Source organism: Sphingopyxis sp. EG6 (assembly GCF_003609815.1).
Taxonomy (GTDB): Bacteria; Pseudomonadota; Alphaproteobacteria; order Sphingomonadales; family Sphingomonadaceae; genus Sphingopyxis.
This window is the reverse complement of record NZ_AP017603.1, coordinates 2,007,688-2,025,606: the sequence shown is the minus strand read 5'-3', so window position 1 is coordinate 2,025,606 and position 17,919 is coordinate 2,007,688. Positions and strand designations below refer to the sequence as shown.

Annotated in this window: 20 protein-coding genes; 12 read left to right on the top strand and 8 right to left on the bottom strand. The window is 61.6% G+C overall.

Annotated elements, in window-relative coordinates; genetic code table 11:
- Positions 1-6 precede the first annotated feature (6 nt).
- The 4 genes from SPYCW_RS09930 (at position 7) to SPYCW_RS09915 (ending at position 2,643) form a co-directional block, all read left to right on the top strand.
- Positions 7-960 (top strand): DUF2493 domain-containing protein, encoded by a 954-nt coding sequence (locus tag SPYCW_RS09930; protein ID WP_015459197.1) that lies wholly within the window; start codon positions 7-9, stop codon positions 958-960.
- 117 nt (positions 961-1,077) lie between these two features.
- A complete protein-coding gene (locus SPYCW_RS09925) occupies positions 1,078-1,515 on the top strand; it encodes a DUF6878 family protein (RefSeq protein ID WP_120216642.1) in 438 nt (145 codons plus the stop codon).
- A gap of 10 nt (positions 1,516-1,525) precedes the next feature.
- On the top strand, positions 1,526-1,954 hold the full coding sequence (locus SPYCW_RS09920) for a DUF6915 family protein (protein WP_120216641.1): 429 nt from the start codon (positions 1,526-1,528) through the stop codon (positions 1,952-1,954).
- Positions 1,955-2,253: 299 nt separating this feature from the next.
- The gene (locus SPYCW_RS09915; protein ID WP_041558850.1) at positions 2,254-2,643 is read left to right on the top strand and encodes a single-stranded DNA-binding protein; all 390 of its coding nucleotides are present in this window, start codon (positions 2,254-2,256) and stop codon (positions 2,641-2,643) included.
- A 116-nt stretch (positions 2,644-2,759) separates the two neighbouring features.
- On the opposite strand, the gene SPYCW_RS09910 is transcribed toward SPYCW_RS09915, so the two are convergent.
- Positions 2,760-3,044, bottom strand: coding sequence for a DUF6437 family protein (locus tag SPYCW_RS09910; RefSeq protein WP_232014662.1), 285 nt, complete (start codon positions 3,042-3,044; stop codon positions 2,760-2,762).
- Between the two features lie 272 nt (positions 3,045-3,316).
- On the opposite strand from SPYCW_RS09910, the gene SPYCW_RS09905 reads away from it, so the two are divergent.
- Complete coding sequence (locus SPYCW_RS09905) at positions 3,317-3,553, top strand: hypothetical protein (protein ID WP_013832744.1); 237 nt, start codon at positions 3,317-3,319, stop codon at positions 3,551-3,553.
- A gap of 102 nt (positions 3,554-3,655) precedes the next feature.
- Here SPYCW_RS09905 and SPYCW_RS09900 read toward each other — a convergent pair whose 3' ends face one another.
- Complete coding sequence (locus tag SPYCW_RS09900; protein WP_120216640.1) at positions 3,656-3,850, bottom strand: hypothetical protein; 195 nt, start codon at positions 3,848-3,850, stop codon at positions 3,656-3,658.
- Positions 3,851-4,291: 441 nt separating this feature from the next.
- Here SPYCW_RS09900 and SPYCW_RS09895 point away from each other — a divergent pair, with 441 nt between their 5' ends.
- The 4 genes from SPYCW_RS09895 to SPYCW_RS09880 all read left to right on the top strand — a co-directional run bounded on the left by SPYCW_RS09895 (position 4,292) and on the right by SPYCW_RS09880 (position 10,284).
- Positions 4,292-4,624: a ribbon-helix-helix protein, CopG family gene (locus SPYCW_RS09895; RefSeq protein ID WP_120216639.1), complete on the top strand. Its 333-nt coding sequence runs from the start codon at positions 4,292-4,294 to the stop codon at positions 4,622-4,624.
- Positions 4,614-6,998, top strand: coding sequence for a type IV secretion system DNA-binding domain-containing protein (locus SPYCW_RS09890; protein WP_120216638.1), 2,385 nt, complete (start codon positions 4,614-4,616; stop codon positions 6,996-6,998). Before SPYCW_RS09895 ends, SPYCW_RS09890 begins: the two co-directional genes overlap by 11 nt.
- A 37-nt stretch (positions 6,999-7,035) precedes the next feature.
- A complete protein-coding gene (gene mobF, locus SPYCW_RS09885; protein ID WP_120216637.1) occupies positions 7,036-9,972 on the top strand; it encodes a MobF family relaxase in 2,937 nt (978 codons plus the stop codon).
- Between the two features lie 72 nt (positions 9,973-10,044).
- Complete coding sequence (locus SPYCW_RS09880) at positions 10,045-10,284, top strand: hypothetical protein (protein ID WP_120218233.1); 240 nt, start codon at positions 10,045-10,047, stop codon at positions 10,282-10,284.
- Between the two features lie 33 nt (positions 10,285-10,317).
- Here SPYCW_RS09880 and SPYCW_RS09875 read toward each other — a convergent pair whose 3' ends face one another.
- From SPYCW_RS09875 to SPYCW_RS09860, 4 genes are read right to left on the bottom strand one after another with little or no spacing between them, the layout of a single operon-like run.
- Positions 10,318-10,515 carry a DUF6961 family protein gene (locus SPYCW_RS09875; protein ID WP_120216636.1) on the bottom strand — a complete coding sequence of 66 codons (198 nt, stop codon included), beginning with the start codon at positions 10,513-10,515 and terminating at the stop codon, positions 10,318-10,320.
- Positions 10,515-10,823, bottom strand: a complete 309-nt coding sequence (locus tag SPYCW_RS19155; protein WP_197715688.1) for a DUF5818 domain-containing protein — start codon at positions 10,821-10,823, stop codon at positions 10,515-10,517. Before SPYCW_RS19155 ends, SPYCW_RS09875 begins: the two co-directional genes overlap by 1 nt.
- Positions 10,814-11,239, bottom strand: coding sequence for a thermonuclease family protein (locus tag SPYCW_RS19290; RefSeq protein WP_120216635.1), 426 nt, complete (start codon positions 11,237-11,239; stop codon positions 10,814-10,816). Before SPYCW_RS19290 ends, SPYCW_RS19155 begins: the two co-directional genes overlap by 10 nt.
- Before the next feature lie 11 nt (positions 11,240-11,250).
- Positions 11,251-11,895: a S24 family peptidase gene (locus SPYCW_RS09860; protein WP_007011047.1), complete on the bottom strand. Its 645-nt coding sequence runs from the start codon at positions 11,893-11,895 to the stop codon at positions 11,251-11,253.
- A 409-nt stretch (positions 11,896-12,304) separates the two neighbouring features.
- Here SPYCW_RS09860 and SPYCW_RS09850 point away from each other — a divergent pair, with 409 nt between their 5' ends.
- The 3 genes from SPYCW_RS09850 (at position 12,305) to SPYCW_RS09840 (ending at position 14,625) form a co-directional block, all read left to right on the top strand.
- Positions 12,305-13,177 carry a WYL domain-containing protein gene (locus SPYCW_RS09850; protein WP_120216633.1) on the top strand — a complete coding sequence of 291 codons (873 nt, stop codon included), beginning with the start codon at positions 12,305-12,307 and terminating at the stop codon, positions 13,175-13,177.
- Positions 13,174-13,452, top strand: a complete 279-nt coding sequence (locus SPYCW_RS09845) for a BrxA family protein (RefSeq protein ID WP_232014661.1) — start codon at positions 13,174-13,176, stop codon at positions 13,450-13,452. Before SPYCW_RS09850 ends, SPYCW_RS09845 begins: the two co-directional genes overlap by 4 nt.
- A gap of 1 nt (position 13,453) precedes the next feature.
- A protein-coding gene (locus tag SPYCW_RS09840) for an IS3 family transposase (RefSeq protein WP_095387322.1) occupies positions 13,454-14,625 on the top strand; the annotation gives its coding sequence in 2 pieces (ribosomal slippage) (positions 13,454-13,718 and positions 13,718-14,625; 1,173 coding nt in all).
- On the opposite strand, the gene traC is transcribed toward SPYCW_RS09840, so the two are convergent.
- Positions 14,622-17,204: a type IV secretion system protein TraC gene (traC, locus tag SPYCW_RS09835; RefSeq protein WP_120216632.1), complete on the bottom strand. Its 2,583-nt coding sequence runs from the start codon at positions 17,202-17,204 to the stop codon at positions 14,622-14,624. The genes SPYCW_RS09840 and traC overlap by 4 nt on opposite strands.
- On the bottom strand, positions 17,204-17,905 hold the full coding sequence (locus SPYCW_RS09830) for a conjugal transfer protein TraV (protein WP_232014660.1): 702 nt from the start codon (positions 17,903-17,905) through the stop codon (positions 17,204-17,206). Before SPYCW_RS09830 ends, traC begins: the two co-directional genes overlap by 1 nt.
- Positions 17,906-17,919: the final 14 nt, after the last annotated feature.

Genomic DNA, 17,919 nt, shown 5'->3' with positions numbered 1-17,919 from the left:
ATACCCATGCACTCATCATTTTCAGACCAACTTGCCGGCCTCGATCTTTCCGGTTTTTCGATTGGTCCTGCCCCGGTTTCCGCCAATGATTTTCCGGTCCACGATGCGGTAGTCCAGACGCTCGAAGCCGTCTGGTCCGATCTATTTGCGATGGTCTCTGGGACTGCGCTGGAGGCCGATGCCGAGGACCTCGGCTGGGCGTTCGTCAACATCTTTCACCGTTCCGCGACCCGCAAATCGACCGCAGTCGACCGCGCAACCGATGAAGTCCGAGCGCTCCTGGCTACTGCCGATGGATCCGAAATTCATACCCATGAACTCGAGACCCAGATTGAGCGTGCGCAGTGTGCTGAAGGGGCCATGATCGCTCTCGAAGAGATGCGCGAAGTGGCCGCTGCCCTCTATCTCAACGAATTCGGCTCCTCGTGGAAGCCCGTGTCGAGTTCGCGCTTCAATCACAGCGCCATGCTGACTTCCGCGCTTGTCGAGGGCCGCGAGTTCGTCCGAGCCCGGTCTGAAGCCAAGCGCCGCGCCGCCATGCCAGAAGGTACGCCGGTGATCTTTGCCGGTGGCCGCACACGCCATCCAAACGAGCAGGACGCACTCACCTTTGCCAACAATGTCTGGGCTACTCTGGACAAGGTCCACGACCGGGTTCCTGACATGGTGCTTGTCCACGGCGGAGATACCAAGGGCGTTGACCGTCTGGCATCTTCATGGGCGGAACGACGCAACATCCCGCAAATCAGCTTCTCCCTCGACACGCGCCTAGGCGCGCGCGCAGGCTTCAAGCGCAACGAGCGTATGCTCTCGCTCGACCCCCGTTATGTCGTCGCCTTTCCCGGAAACGGGGTCCTGGAGCGCTTGGTCATCGAAGCCAAATCCCGTCGGATTACCGTCGTTGATCGCCGCGGTCCGCTTGGAACTTCTCCCAAGCGCGCGGCTCAGGACACCGACTGATGCGTCCGGCATCGCGCCAGCGCCATCGGCGCTGGCGCAGCCCTTCAGAGGAAAGAATTCGCCTGTTCTCGTGGGCAAGACGATCGGTGCTTGCCCCCACATCTCAGGAGAAATCTGATGACTGATTTTCAGGCGATCATGGCGAATTTTGCTGTCCGCCAGGCCGAGCGCGCGGCACAGGCACAAAGTGAAATCCAGCGGCTCAAGGCAGCTATCATTGCCCCGCTGCGCAATGCCGAAATTGCCCGTGTAGAAATCCGTTTCGATGGGTGCGGCGACAGCGGTGCGGTCGAAGAATGCGTCTTCTCTGACGCCGTCGGGGCAAGTGTTCCGTGTCCCGAAGTGACGATCGCCTGTGCCGGAGAAGGCGACGACCAGAGCCTCAATTCCGCCCTCGAGCAACTGACTTACCTTGCTCTCGAACGCCATCATCCCGGATGGGAAATCAATGATGGTGCCTGCGGCGAACTGATGATCGAAGTGGCTACGCCGAGTTTCGTTCTGGACTGCCAGCTGCGTTACACGGCGACCGACGACCATTCGACTGATCTCTAGGAGAGGTGCGATGGCTCATTGCTACTATCACGCCCTATCGTCGGTCCGGAAATGGGGAGGGGTGGAGGAAGACTACCTGCCGCTCCACCAATGGTTTGACCAGTCGAAGGCGATCTTTGCTGATCCGCGGCACCGGGCCCTTCGGCACCATGCCGAAGGCATTTTCATGCTCGAAACGCTGTTCGGGCCTACCATCGTCAACGCCGACAACCGTGTCGTGCCTGTTCGCCTTGTAGGCGAGCAGCACGTCCGCGAGGACTTGGGTGCGATTCCTTCCTTTGCGGATTGGGGGCGCCTAATCACGCCCCAAGACTGGATGTTGCGGGGGCACCGTCTGGACGAGCCTATACCGCTTGGCACTGTGGAGATTGGTGCTGGCGGTGCGTTTTCAGGAGGTCATTCGTCGGCTTCGGGACGAGCTTTCGTAGTCGAGATATGATGTCGCCTTTGAAGGCAGGTGAGGTCAGGGGGCACGTCGCATCCCGATAGTACGAAAAGTCATGGCTTGGACTGTGCAAGGCACTCGGGACCAACCCGGCCTGTAAGCAAACCTTTCCTGAAGCATCCCCGTCGAGACGCGCAACCCCGATCAGGTCCGGCCGAGTTGCCGGGCTGCGCCCGGCTGCCCGCACCACCCGAACCAGATCGAGGTTTCCCTTCGGTGCGCTTCGCCGTGGCCGCTTCCTAGTCGGGTTTGCAGCCGGGATGGACCCGGAATGCTCGATCAGGAGAAAGACCATGACCAATCTCGTAATCCTCGTTGGCCGCATCGCCCGCGACCCCGAAACCCGCACGACCCAGGGCGGCACCAACATCACCTCGATCTCGGTCGTCACCGACCGTCCCGCCCGCAAGGATGGCAAGACCTACAAGGACGAAAACGGCTACACCGCCAAGGACAGCGAATTCCACCGCGTGACCTGCTTCAATGGGCTCGGCCAGAACGTCGCCAAGTATTGCACCAAGGGCCAGCTCGTGACGGTCGAGGGGCGCATCCACTATACGCAGTGGGAAGACCAGGACGGCACCAAGCGCTACGGCTGCGAGATCATCGCCGACAAGGTGGACTTCCTCACCAAGGGCCGGACATCAAACAATGAAGGTGCGCCCGACATCGATGAGGACTGAGTGCCTCCCGCAAACGACAAGGCTCCGATGGTTCGCGCCATCGGAGCCTTTTTTGTGTTCTCTGACGTAAGCGGCGGGGCGGGGCATCGAGCCCACACCCCGCCGCGGTTGAAGTGTCAGGCGGGGGAGAGCCTTTTGAGAGCATCGTCGATCCCGATGGTGAGCGATGCGCGGATGAGCTGCTTCAGTTGCGCAGGTTCGATAGTCTCGGCTCCGCATTCGAGAAGAACCTTGCCCAGTTCGCCTGCCGCTTCCTCGCGGAGCCTGGCCTCCTGTGCATCGAGTTCTTCGCGCTGCTCGTGCAGTTTTTTGAGCGCATTGCGCGCGCTCGGTTTGGACCTGGCCATCAGATTGTCCTTTCGCTGGCCGTTGGTCCCCTCCACGCGCGACAGTGCCAGCATGGGGCCATGTAGGAAAACGGTTTTTGCCGCGATGCCAGTGCTTTTCTCGCTGACGTTGGAGAGGTCTCTCTCGCAGAAAGACCAAGTGTGATGCGGGCTTTGGGGCCGCGTCAAGGACGACGGGGCCCCACCATTTTTACCGGGCAAGCCCGGCAAAAATCGTTTCCCCCATCGCCGCTTCGCGGCCGCGCTATGCGCGGTCCCTGACCCGGCCCGTCACCCACATCCTCGCAGCTCCTGATGCGACGCATCGAACATCAGGAGGAAAGATCATGTACGCTTCACTGAATATCGCGCAGGGTTCATTCCAGGCAGATCAGGCAGCTTTTGTTGCCGCACTCGACAAGGCTCATGCCCGGTCCCTTCACAGCTACTTCACCCAATATGTCCTGACCGATGGTGAGGCAGGTTACATCGCGGTCGATGAGGGCGATTACGGCGCACTGCCCAAGGCCATGCTGGACCGGGTAATCGACACAGTGCCCGGAAAGCTGAGCGATGAATTCTGATGCCACACACAAGGAGGAAGTCCGTCAGGGCTTCCTCCTTTCTTTATGCTCGGGTCCCGTATTGTCGCTCCCGTAGGCATCGCGCGAGCATTCCGTGCAACATCAGTCCTCGGCGTCCGACGCATCAAATTTCTCCAGCCGATCGGGCATGTCGAGCACCTTCATGGCCGCTGCTGAAATGGCTTCTGCCTTCGTCGGAAAGGCTTCTGCCGAACTGATCGACACGCCGCTCGAATAGGTCACGGTTGCCTGGAAACCATTGCCTTTGGGTGTCGCGCTCAGTGTTACGTCCGCCATAGCCATGCTCCCGGTGGGATGCCCGCGACACCATTCTTCCTGCCGGCGGACTCGATCGATCTTTAACACAATCGGCAATCGAGCGGCATCGTCTTCGTCCCTTGGTCTTGGGATTTCAAAACCGCCGATCCCGTGCTGGTGATGACACTGGGACCTACCCTCTAAGCTGGGGACGGAAGAGCACACCGTACGCGACAAATCGCAAGCGGGAGGCAGTAAAAAAGAGTGTAAAGACAGTGTGTTGATTGATTTTGGCAAAAATGGCTGCTTCTCAATCAGAAATGAATAGTCGCCAATTCGTCAATCGGATTCGATTGAAAGCACCCAAGAATGGCGCATTCCTGCGCATTACGAGCGTTCTTGACATGTTCTCATTTCTGATTTAGACAACACACGCCTTTCGCAGTGCGTTCCGGGCTCCTGACCACAAGGAGTCCGTGCATGACACGGCCAAAATCTCTCCAAGTACATGTCACCGTCGAGCTCGCTGAGCGGGTTCGTGCTGCAGCCAAGCGGCGCGATATCAGCGTCAGCGAATGGATCCGGTCGCTGCTTTCGCAGGCATGCGAAAATGATGATCTTGCATCGAAGCTCGAAACATCGGTCGACCGCATCAGCCGTCAAGCGGTGTTCACGATGGTCGGTGTCGATGCCCTTCTCGCAGGGCATGCCGATCACGGTCTGCGTGAGCGAGCCCATCAGGCCTACGCGCGCAAATGCAAGGAACTGGGGCTCACCGCAAACGCCGGCGAGGGAGGTTCCGATGAAGCGTAACCTCGTCAACTTCACGCGCGGAAGTCAGTTGCTTGGGCACTTCAGCTTCATGTTTGCAGCAGGCCTCAAGGGGCCGCTGATCATCGCCGCCATCGGCATTTCCTGGACTAGCTGGTGGACCATTTCGGCAGGGCTGAGCGATCACGAATCCTACCTCGTCTGGATGCGCATTTATGCCGCCATCTACGGCTTCATGGAGTTCGATCCGGCCAAACAGGTCGCACTCGAAACGGGGTTCGGAGGAACCGTCCAGATCCCCATCATCATGCTCGATGCCTATCCGCCGGTGATCCGTGCGTGGAATCATCTGCTCGACTTGCTGGGCGATGCTCTGGTGCGTTCGGCCTTGCTTCTCGTGCCGGCCTTCGTGTTGTTCTACTGGTTCGCAGCGCGCTTCGGCAGCCGTTCAAAAGAGCGCAAGCATGAGCGCGGGGCCATGCTCGTGACACTACCGGAACTGGTCGATGAGCTGCGCGGGCACAACCAGCGCGAGCGCGCCCGAGAGCTTTCGAGCGCCATGGGTTGGAAATGGCATCTGTGTTCGCCCAAGGAACTGTCCGCGGCATTTCCATACCGGCCCTCGCATCTTGCGACGGTTGTCTATCCCTGGCGGCTCGAACAGAGCCACGCCATGCTCATCGGAACCACCGGCATGGGCAAGACAGTAGCCATGTCGGACATGATTGCCGAAGCCCGCGCCAAGGGACAGCGCTGCGTCGTATTCGACCTAACCGGCGCTTTCATCGAACACTTCTACCAGGCCGACCGGGACATCATTCTGAACCCGCTCGACGCGCGCTGTCCGCAATGGAGCCTCTTCGACGAATGCCGCACCGAAGGTGAATTCTGGGCGGCAGCGGAAGCCCTCGTACCCCATGACGGGGGCGGGGAGGCGCAGTTCTGGGTCATCGCGGCGCGTGCCTTGTTCGTCGAGTTCTGCCTCAAGCTGATGGCCGAAGGGCGGGGCACCAATGCTGCGCTTGCCCGCGAACTGATGACCGCTGATCTCTCGCGGGTCCACGCCATGATGCGAGGCACGATCGCCGATCCCCTGACTGCTCCTGAAGCCGCGCGCATGGCGGAATCGATCCGGGCAGTGTTCAATGTGAACGCCAAGGCGCTGAAGCTCCTGCCCACTTCCGGGCGCCGCTTTTCGGTCCGCGATTGGATCGAGGAGGGCGCCCATGAAAACGAGGGCGCTAACGCCAAAAGAAGTGGCTCGATGGTCTTCATCTCCGCGCGCTACGTCGACATGAGCGTGTGCGCGCAGCTGCTCACGCTGTGGCTCGATACGGCAATGAATACGCTGATGACGATGCCGCGCACCAAGGACCTCAAATGCTGGTTCTTCATCGACGAGCTGGGCGCGCTTCACCGGCTCCCCGCTCTCGAGAAAGGCCTGCAGACAGCGCGCAATTTCGGCGGCGCAATCGTCACCGGCATCCATGCCTACGCCAAGCTCAAGGAGGTCTACGGTGAGAACATGGCGATGACGCTTGCGTCGCTTGCCCGGACCAAATTGATCCTCGGTACGGCAGACCGCGAGACAGCTACCTGGTGTTCCGACTTCATCGGTCATCGCCAGGTTCGCGACATGGAAGAGGGCTACACCTATGGTTACAACAATGCTCGCGACGCCGTCAGCCTGACGCCGCGCAAGCATATCGAGCCTTTGCTGCTGCCCGACCAGTTGATGAACCTGCCGCGCCTGTCAGGCTTCATCAAATTCCCCGACGGCTTTCCTGCAGCGCCGGTCCGTCTGAAGCCGATAGACCGGGAAAGAATTGCACATGTTTTCGTCGGTCGGGCCAAGGATCGACAGCCGATCCGGCAAGTCGAAGGCAAGAGTAAAGGCGGCGTGACAGATGCCAATCCGCCAGCAAATCAGAGCGAACATCCCTCGTCGAACGACGACGGAGCAGGCAAGTCTGTCGTCCCAAAGCAAGGTACCCTTCCGCTAGAGCCGGTAGTCGAGGCGGATGCCAAGCAATCACGCCAGCAGGCGGCGAAACGGGCAGAAAAGGACATTCCCGACGACCCCAGGAAGCCGTCAGGCAAGTCTGGTCATCGGCGAAAATCGCCGCCCGAAGCGCACAAGGCAACGCCGCGCAATTCCCGTCCGTTGCTGCCAACGAGTGCGGCGCTCCGCAAAGGCGATCATCCCGATGAGAAGGATCCACCGAATAGCGTGAAGGAGGGACGCCGAAGCGACTTGCCACGTGCCAATCCGCCCTCGGATAAACCGCAAGCCGTCGACCGGACAGCCCAGCGCCAGCGAGAGGCAGAAGCCCGCAAGCTCATGCTCGAAGACGGCGTTCCCGAGCAGGATCAGCCTTCGCAAGAGGGGCCCGATCTCGGCGATTTCGAACTGTGACACACGAGGCAGACGCCGTCTGGCGGAGTGAGACCTGATGCTCTCTGTCGCCAATGTCCGTACCGCCGGCGGCGCTGCCAACTACTTTGCCGCCGACAATTACTATACCCGCGCCGATGCCGAGAGATCTGGTCAATGGCTTGGCAAAGGCGCGGAGGCGCTTGGACTGCGAGGCGTTATCGAAGCCTCGCAGTTCGAGGCCGTGCTCAAGGGCATGCTGCCCGATGGAAGCCGTGTCGGGAGCGACAACAGGGCCCATCGCGCCGGCACCGACCTCACATTCTCGATGCCCAAGAGCTGGTCCATCCTTGCCCTCGTCGGCGGCGACAGGCGTATCCTCGATGCCTATGGCGCTGCCGTTCGCGAGACTCTGGCCTGGGCTGAGAAGAATCTCGCCGAAACCCGCATGGAGGTCCGAGGCAAGGAACGGGTGGTCGCGACGCGCAATCTCGTGATCGGGCTTTTCCAGCACGATACGAACCGCAATCAGGAGCCCAACGCGCACTTTCACGCCGTGGTTGCCAATGTAACCCAGGGGCCCGATGGCAAATGGCGAGCGCTGAGAAATGACAAGATTTGGGAGCACAACACGCTGCTCAATGCCATGACCATGGCGCGCTTCCGCTTAGCCGTAGAAAAGCTCGGCTACCAGGTTGGGGAATACGGCAAGCATGGCAATTTCGAAGCGGTGGGCGTTCCCAAACCCGTTCGTGATGCTTTCAGTTCGCGCCGTGCCGAGATCCTCGACAAGCTTTCGACGATGGAAGGCAAAGGCCTCGCGGCGCGCAATGCGGCCAATCTGATGACCCGGGCGGACAAAGGGCCGGTGGCAGACCGCCAGGCTCTCGTGAACCAATGGCGCGAGGCAGCAGCACAGTTGGGCTTTGATCCGAGACTTGTCATTTCACAGGCCAATGCGCGGGCCGCCATCGACATTGGCTCCGTCTCCGGAATTGGAAATTCAGTACGATCGATCGGCCAGCGCGCGCGCCTTTTGGCTGCGACCTTTGCGGAGCGTCTAGGGCTACGTCAGGGCGACCCGCTTGTGCCTCGCGACATGGGGCGCCGGACGCCCGAGCAGATCGCGGCCGTTCATGCGGTCGCATCGGCGATCAGGCACTTGGGCGAGCGCGAGGCGGCCTTCTCGCGGACCGAGATATATCGCTCGGCGCTAGGCTTCGCCTTGCCCACAACTCTTGACGATATCGAACACCGCGTCGACCAATTACTTCGCCAGGGCCACCTGCAAAAAGGCAAGGGTGCAGATCGCAATCTTGTTACAACCCGCGATGCAATCGGGCTCGAGCAGCGCATCATTGCGGCCGTCGAAGGTGGCCGGGGACATGGGACTGCGGTGGTCGAAGCTGATGTGGCCGGAGGGCGGCTACAGGCGCTCTCTCAGCTCAAATATGGCCTGACCTTGAACCCTGGCCAGGAGGGGGCAGGGCGCCTGCTTCTCGCTTCGCATAACCGAATTGTCGCTATTCAAGGCGTAGCTGGCGCCGGCAAGAGTACCGTCCTCAAACCCGTTGCCGACATCTTGCGCGAGGAAGGCAGGTCCGTACTCGGGCTCGCAGTCCAGAACACGCTCGTGCAGATGCTTGAACGTGACACCGGCATTCCGTCGATGACGGTCGCGCGCTTCTTGCGCCAACATCGGGACCTTCTGGAAGGAGCAGACCAGGCGAGGCTTGCCGAGGCTCGCGCGTCTCTGCGCGGCACCACGGTGCTGCTCGACGAAGCCTCGATGGTCGGCAATGCCGACAAGGAAAGGCTCGTGCGTCTCGCCAATCTGCTCCAGCTCGACCGTTTCGCCAGCATTGGGGACAGGAAGCAATTGGGCGCTGTCGATGCCGGCAAACCCTTCGACGTCATGCAGAAGGCAGGCGTCGAAACGGCCACCATGAACACCAATCTCCGTGCCCGCGATAAGGCGCTACGCGATGCTCAATACGCAGCGCAGGGCGGACATATCGACGAGGCCTTGCGGCATCTCGGTCCGCATATCGTCGCTTCAGGTGATACAGCTACCGTCGACGCCGCGGCGGCCTGGCTATCGCTTTCGCCTGCTGAGCGCGAGGTGACCGCGATCTATGCCTCGGGTCGCAATTTGCGCGGACAGGTGAATGACGCCGTTCAGACCGGGCTCAAGGCCAATGGAGAATTGGGACCGGGTTCTTTGCGGCTTAATGTCCTGTCGCGCATCAACCTGACGCGTGAGGAAATGCGCTATGCGCGCAGCTATGCGGCCGGCATGGTGCTCGAAGTCGACCGCCGGCAAAGGGGGCAGGGGCTGCAGAAGGGCCGCTATGAAGTGGTCGAAACCGATCCGACCCGCGAACGCGTGATGCTGCAGAACGAGCGGGGCAAGCGCTTTGAATTCCGGCCGGGCCAGATGCGACCGCAGGGTGAGCAGGATCCACTACGCCTGTTTGAGGTTCGCCCACTCGAGATCCACGACGGCGACCGCATCCGCTGGACGGCGACGGATCACAAGCGCGGACTGCTCAACGCCGATCAGGCGCGCATCGTGGCGGTTGATGGGAAGGGTGTTACGGTGAAAACCTCCCTTGGCGCCGAACACCGGCTGGGGCTGCGCGACCCCATGCTCGAGCGTCTTGATCTTGCCTACGCGCTCAATGCGCACATGGCGCAGGGTCTAACCTCTGACCGCGGGATTGCCGTCATGGACAGCCGCGAACGCAATCTTGCCAACCAGCAGACATTTCTGGTGACGATAACCCGCCTGCGCGATGGTCTGACCCTGTTTGTCGACAATGCGGGCAAGCTCGAAGCAGCTGTCGAGCGCAATCCGGGAATGAAGCGCTCGGCACTCGAAACGGTCAATCAGCTGCCCGATGCGGCCGCAACGGGCCAGGCGAAGGGCAAGGCGTCTGATCGTTCGCAAGAACCGGCTCGCGAGCCGCCCGAACTCGATCGCTCGATCACCAAGCCCTTCGAAATCGGGATCTGACGCAGCGTCTATCCGCATGGGTTCATATGGCACCGGTTGACTGTTAGTTCTGTTTTTGTTCTCATGGCGACCATGTCCCGAATCGCCGATGAGATCCTGTTTACGCACATCGAGGTCGCGCTTGCGGTTGCGTCCGAAGCAACGCTTGTCGGGCTCGGTGCTGACGACCCGCGAACCCAGCGCAATGCTCGTGTCGATCTCGCGCGCCACCTGGTCGAACGCATGCAGGGTTTGAAGATCGAAGGCGAGGGGAATGCCAGCAGTAGCTCTCAGTCCACTCTCTTTCCAGGCGATCTCTCGCCGATGGGCTGACCAGCATTGAGATGTGGCTGAGGTAATACTGGCTTATTGCAGGCGCGTCGGGCGATCCTTCCCCATCAGCTCTGCGACGCGTTTGGCGATGGCTTTCCAAGTGGCGATGCCCGCCTCGTCCTGTGCCAGCGCGAGCGCGCCGATCTGCACGGCGACATGAAGCGGTGCATTTTCACCATGGGTTTTCAGGACCCTGTTGGCACAAGCCCAGAGTTCCCAATCGCTCAGCATCAGCCGAGACGTCCAACAAGGCCGAGGAAGAACGCGATCAAACCGTAGCCCACGACACTGCCTGCCAAGAGAAGTTCGATATTGAATTTGGAGCGAGGAGGGCGGGGTTGCCCTGCTGGCCAGATCTGATCGCAGATGAGCTCGTTGAACCCGGCGCGGCGTCCGCAGACTTCCACTTCGCATCCGAGCAACCGGCGTGCTCCACGCCCGGTGTCGAGCTCCCACACCCCGCCGCCCGAATGGAGTTCAAGTCCGAAGGGGCCTTCGGCAAGACGGCCTGTCAGACAGAGTTCCGGGCCTAGCGGCATGCAGGCCCTTTCCAGTAGCGATCCCAACGCAGCACTGTGCGTGTCTGGATCATCGAGCAGGAGAGATCGGCTCCGTTCGGCAGTCGGCACCAGGCAGCCGTCCGGTTGCCGCCTGCCGAACCTTCCGACCGGCATGTCAATCTCGGTCCACCAACCACGACGTGCCCTGTCGAGATGGTCCCTCGAGGGCCGCCAAGAAGATCGACGAGCGCGTCGCGCGCTTCAATAGCCGACGCGTCGGGGCAGGGCTGGTTGGTCCGGCATGTTCCGTCCATTTCGCGCGCTGCAATCCCGGCGATGCGGACATGGGGGCCTTCGGCGCACCATATGGGCCCGTCGCCATCCCAGATATGCGTGGGTGTGCAGGTAAAGGTCTGGCCGGCAGCGACGATCGAGGCAGCGAGGAGGGCAAGCATTGGCGAGCTACCTAGCGAAGCGCGCGGCCGAACCAAAGCACGCGGCCGACAATATTGATCGTCCGCTTCTCCAGTCCGCGCCAACTGGGATAGGCCGGATTGTCGCTGAGCACCGAGACCCGCTTGCCTTGCGGCTCGATTGCGACCCGCTTGACGCTGAGCATGTCGTCCATGCGCAGCACATAGATCCCGTCGCGCAGCCGCGACTGTCCATCGTTGAGATCGACCATGACTTCATCGCCGTCATGCAGCGTTGGCTCCATCGAATCCCCGTGCACGGCGATGATCGAAAGGCTCGTCGCCTTGCTTGCGGTCAGACGGCGCAGCCACTTCTCGTCGAACCCGAACTGCGCGCATTTGGATTCCATTTCGGCCAAAGCGCCGTGCCCTGCCGAGGCTTCGACATCGAGAACCGGGACATGGACCAGTTCGACGACCGGGCCGGATCGCCGCTCGGGCGCACCGAGGATCTTCTCGTCTACTCCGAAGAAGCGGGCGAGCACGGAGCGGTCCTGCTCGTCCAGTTGCCGGGGACTGCCGCGACGGATGTATTGCTGGATGTAGGCCGCGTTGCGTCCAAGAAGGCGGGAGATCGAGGAGTAATTACAGCCTCGTTGCTGGATCAGATCGTCCAGGGCTTTGCGTGCATCTTCCATCGCTGCAGGTCCTATCGCATCCGTCTAGGAAATTCGATCCTAGACTCTAGGAAGCCTTCCTAATAAGAACAGAACAAGAACACAAGCGGAAAGCGAGTCGAAGGCGATGGAGCTCCTGGACCAGATCGAGGGCTATTTGGCGCGAAGTGGTACGAAGGCCAGCATGTTTGGTAGGCAGGCCGTCGGGGACCCCCGTTTCGTGCAGGATCTGCGCGGAGGGCGTCGACCCAGGCGCGAGACAACGCAACGTGTCCTTAATTTTCTCGCGTCTACAGAGGGAGTTGCATCCACGCGCTCGGATCATGTTGACGTGTTGGCGGATTAGATTCGCATTGCTTTAATTACATCCGTCCAGTAGGTGTGCCCATACAGAAACTGGTCAGTCCAGCTTTTGTGGGGGCTACGGGGCATGGACGTCGAATCAGGATTACGAAGAGGGGTCGAGAGCAGGCTGGAATTCATCGAATTCCGGTTGTTCTGGGAAGGCCACGTAAACCGAAGCGACATCGTCGAGACATTCGGGGTTTCGATCAATCAGGCGTCAGCCGATCTCAACAGATATCTGGGCCTGGCCGAGACCAACATGGTCTACGACAAGAGCGCCCGGACCTATGTGCGAAGCTCTTCCTTCAAGCCAATCTTCCATAAGCCTGACGCCGAGCGGTATCTCACCCAGATCCGGTCGATATCTGACGGGATCATTACTCCTGACGATGCCTGGATCGGCAGCGTTCCGGGGTTTGCTTGCGCGCCAACACCTGCCCGCGGTGTGTCTGCCCCCATTCTCCGGGCGGTCGTGACCGCGATCAAGCGCAAGGAAGCACTCGAAGTCCTTTATCAATCGATGTCCTCGCCGGATCCGTCCTGGCGCTGGATCGCGCCGCATGCCTTGGTCTTTGACGGGTTCAGATGGCACGCCCGGGCCCACTGCGTCCGTAGCGGTGAATTCAAGGACTTCGTCCTGTCCCGCATCGGTGAAACGCGGGCGAGCAAGGCTTCCGATGCCGCAGCTTCGCGAGATGTCGATTGGCATTGTGACGTTGACCTTATCATCGCCCCCCACCCCGATCTTAGCGTTGGTCAACGAAAGGCAATCGAACTCGATTACGCCATGGATCGGGGCAGGGCGACGATTCCGGTCAAGCGCGCGCTCCTGTACTACGCACTAAAGCGCCTTGGGCTCGACACGGACCCGTCGGCTCGGCCACCTCAAGATCAGCAAATTGTTCTTTTGAACGCGGACCAGGTGGTGGCTCATAACGCGGGGGGAGCCAACCGATGATCCGAAAAACGAGCAGCTCAAAATATCGGATGTCTTTTGGTACGGGAGGTCTCTTCCTGAACGAGAGTGTTGCCATCGCGCGTCTCTATCAGGAGCTCGGCGACTGGACTGCGGTCAAGAAAGCTGCGGGCGAGCAGGGCGTCATACCATTCCGCAAGCAATCGTCGGTAACTCGCTCTGTCCGGGAGATAGCCAACCGCCTTGAGGTCCTTGTGATCTGCCCCCTTCTGAGTGGTCCAAAATTGATGATATTTTGGACGACGAAGGAGATATAGAATGCCGAGCAAGAAGCATCGCCCGGAAGAGATTATCGGCAAGCTACGTGAGGCGGAGGTTGTGCTTGCGCAGGGCGCTACGACCGCCGAGGCGTGTCGTCGGATCGCGATCAGCGAGCAGACCTATTATCGGTGGCGCAAGGAATATGGCGGCCTGAAGACCGATCAGGCGCGTCGGATGAAGGATCTGGAGAAGGAGAATGCGCGGCTTCGTCGTGCGATCTCGGACCTGACGCTGGACAAGCTGATCCTGCAGGAGGCTGCCCGGGGAAACTTCTGAGCCCCGCACGCCGCAGGCGCTGTATCGACCACATCAGAATGATGATGCCGGTGTCCGAGCGGCGGCTGTGCCGCGTGCTCGGGCAGCACCGATCGACGCAGCGCAAGGCGCCACGCGGGGCGGATGACGAAGCGGCCCTCACTGAGGATATCATCGCACTGGCCCGGCAATATGGTCGTTATGGCTATCGCCGGGTGACGGCGTTGCTACGCGATGCGGGGTGGCATGTGAACCGCAAGCGGGTTGAGCGTATCTGGCGCCGCGAAGGGCTGAAGGTGCCACAAAGGCAGCCGAAGCGCGGGCGTCTGTGGCTGAACGACGGATCGTGCATCCGGCTGCGGCCAGAATATCCCGGCCATGTCTGGTCCTACGACTTCGTCGAGGGCCGGACGCACGATGGTCGCAAATACCGGATCCTGTCGATCATCGACGAGGCGAGCCGGGAGTGCCTGGCGTTGCCGGTGGCGCGTAAGCTCAAGAGCGACGACGTGCTCGCGGCACTGGCCGAGCTGTTCGTCACGCGTGGGCCGCCGGCGCATATCCGGTCGGACAACGGCCCGGAGTTTATCGCGACGGCGGTGCAGCAATGGCTCGCCCAGATCGGCGTGAAGACGCTGTATATCACGCCCGGATCGCCATGGGAGAATGGCTATTGTGAAAGCTTCAACGGATCCCTGCGCGATGAGCTGCTCAACGGCGAGATCTTCTACTCGCTCGCGGAGGCCCGGATCCTGATCGAGGCTTGGCGGCGGCATTACAACACCGTCCGGCCGCACAGCTCGCTGGGATATCGACCACCGGCGCCGGAGGCCGTTCCATCGCCAGTGTCGCCCGCCGGTTCCGCTTCGCTCCACCTGCGGCCAACACTGGCGATGGACGCGTCAATGCACTAACAATCCCAGCGGACCACTCGGTGGGGGCCGGTCAAGGTTCGATTGGCAAAGGCGATCCGTTCGATCGCGTCGGCAAGCTGATGGCCGCGCGCGATTTCGGCATCGATGGCGGCAAAGGTCTGGGGCGAGCTTGAGAACAGCGTCGCCGAATAGTCGTCGAGGACGAGCCGCCCGATCGCTTCGGTCTCCGGGCCCTTGATGAAGACTTCCGAATAATCGCTGCCCGAACGCTTCAGGCTGCGGATCAGGGTCTCGGTGCGGTCGTCCATGTCGAGGCGCTTCGACGCCTTGAAATCGGCGATCGTCTCGGGCTTCTGCTGGAGGATCAGCATCCAGTCGCTGTTTTCGAGCGCGGCGGTCGCCCCATCGGACTTGTAATAGTCGTTGAGTGACTGCGTCGCGGTTGCCAGCGCCCCGCCATATTTGCGGCAAGTGCGGGCATAGGTTTCGACGAACTCGCCCATCGAGCCGCCCTTGAGCATCGACCACGCCTCATCAATCAGCAGCAGCTTCCTCACCGAGCGCGGGCTGCGGGTCATGGCCTGGCTGGTCATGAACATGATCGCCGAGAGAACGACGCTGCGCAGTTCCTCGCGGGTGGCAAGGTCCGACATCTCGAAGACGGTGAAATCGGTGTCGAGATCGAGGCTCGCCTGGCCTTCGAAGAAGGCGCCATAGGTGCCGCCGGCCATGTATGGCGCAAGCGCGGTGGCGAGATCGCTCGCGGCTTCATTGCCGAGACCGGCCAGCGCTTCGCCGACGCCGGTGATCGAGGCATCGACGCCCCGTTCGCTCCAGACCATGTTGACCGCTCGGTCGATCAGGCCGCGCTCGGTGTCGTTAAGCTTTGCGCTGTGCCGCGCCATTTGGCCGACGATCGCCTTGACCATGCCGAAGCAGTCGAGCCGGTAATCCTCGTCTTCGGCCGCGCGCTCGCCATCGATCATCGAGAACGGATTGAGGCAGAAGCCCGCCTTCATCGTGAACTCGACGAACCGCCCGCCTTGCAGCTTCACCGAATGCTCGAAGCTGCGCCCGTCGTCGATGACCACGACCTGAGCGCCAGCGCCGCGCAGCGCCGCGCACATTTCCTGCAGCAGCACAGACTTCCCCGAGCCGGATTTGCCGCAAATCGCGACATTGTGGTTGCCAGCATCGTTCTCGAACGGCGACCAGAAGAAAGGCTGGCCGCGCCGGCCCACGAACAGCAAGTGAGGATGGACGCTGCCGAGATACTCGCCCTGCATGGGAGCGATATTGGCCGCTGTCGTCGAGAGCACGGTCTTGAAGCGCTTGAGGCGCTCCATGTCCGCGCCAAGCCCATCGGCCAGCGTCATCGGCATGGCCGCGAGCAGCCCCTGGATCTGCAGATAGCGCTCATCGGCAAGATCCCAGCCCGCCGCCTTGTAGATCGACTTGATCGCGCGTTCGTCGCGGTCCCCGCGGCCGAGCGGGGAGTAGGTGGTCAGACCATAGAAGACCCGTACCAACCGTCGGCCTTCCTGCAGCTCGGATTGCACATGCTGCCACTCGGCTGCCTGCTCGCCGATGCGGGGCAGAAAACGCGCGCTGCGCGTTCCGGCAAGGCTCGTCGTACGCATGAACTTGAAGCCGGCCTTGGCCGAAGCGGCTTCCTGATCGGGATAGACGAGGCACAGCATCGTCGCCGCCGGGCAGGGGAAGCGCAGCTTGTCGGTGAACATGTCGCCGATGAGCCGCGCGCATTCCCACGGCGCCCAGCGCTGGGGCATGTTGCGCGAGGAAAAATGCCGCACGTCGAAGGCATCGGGGTAGACCGTGCCAATCTCGGGAACGCCGTCCTCGATCTTGCCCGTCGCACGAAACCGCTCGGTGACGAGCCGCATCCGGTCTTCGTGGATGACGAGCTCGATATCGTGCCGGATCGCCTGGGCCGCGATCGCGTCGTTCGGATTATAGGGCACGGCATCGTCCTGCGGTGCGGTGGTCGGCGAGGTCAGGTCGTCGATGATTGCGATCAGTTGCTGCGGCTCGACTTCGGCAACGCCCAGATTGAGCGACTTCAGCATGGCGATGAGGCCGTCGCGGGTCTGCTTGAGATCTTCGTTGCTGACCGCCTTGGCCGCAGGCACGCCGACCGAAACGATGACCTGATGGTGCCGGGCGTGGAAAGGCGCATCCTGCGAGCCCGATTCCCAGACAAGACCGTAGAGCCGATGTGCGCGGTGACGGGCAATCGCCTCGTAGACGCCGCCCTGGACATAGCGCGGCGCAAACCAGGGCGCGACGATCCGGCTGATGCGCGGGGAGGCAAGATGCAGGACCTGGAGACAGGCGCCTGCCGGAAGCCCTTCGGAGAAGAATGACCCGAGGATCTCGCCAGTGCGTTCGTCCGCCCCGATCAAAGGAGTGACCGAGAGCACGAAGCCTTTGGAGCGCGCGTTGAAATAGAGCCGGCTCGCCGGATCGTAGACCCGGTATGGGAGCCAGTCCGACAGCAGATCGAGCATCAGGGCAGGCCGGTCATGCTCGGCGTGCTCGGCATCGCCGAGAAGCCCGGTAAGGAGCCTGTCGACAATCGTCTTGAGTTTCTCGGCCATCACTTGGGCTCCTTCTGTGCCTTGGCGGCGTTCTTGGCGGCCTCGATCGCCTCGATGGTCGGGTAGATCAGCGGGGCCTTGTCGGCAGAGGGCCGAGGGGTTCGATCATGCGGGGGCTGCGCCATGTCGAACCCCTCGACCGCCGGTGCGCTCGCACCGGCAACCGCCTCGCGCGCCGTGGAGGGGAGGACCAGCGGCGAGGCAGAGGGGATGTCCTCGATCGAGGACGAAGGCTGAAAGGGCTGTCCGAGATCGAACGTCTCGGCATCGGGCTGTTCGGCCGCGGGAATGGTGGCGGTTTCCTTCAGGAGATCGCTCTTGGCCTGTGCGGCCTTCAGCTGGCGCCTGAGCTGCCGCATCAGCGGCGGGGCGGTATCCTCGCCTGCCTTGCGGCGCAGTTCTGCGGCCCAGCGCGGATTTTCGACCACCGCCCAGGCTACAGCATCGTCGTGCAGAGTCCCGGTCTCATCGATATGGGCCGGAAAGACGATCCTGAGCGTACGCTCGGAGGTGCGGCCCTGATCGCCCGAAGCGACGGAAACAGGCGGACGCAGGCCGTCCTGGACCGGTCCGGTCGCGGACAAATCCCTGGTCGCGCGCGCATCGATCACCTGGCTGGGTGCGCAATCGCCCTTGGGGGCACGGCAGGTGAAATCGCCTTCGATATTGGTGCCGAAGGTGGCGCAGCCGCTGGTCAGCACGGCAAGGCAGGCAG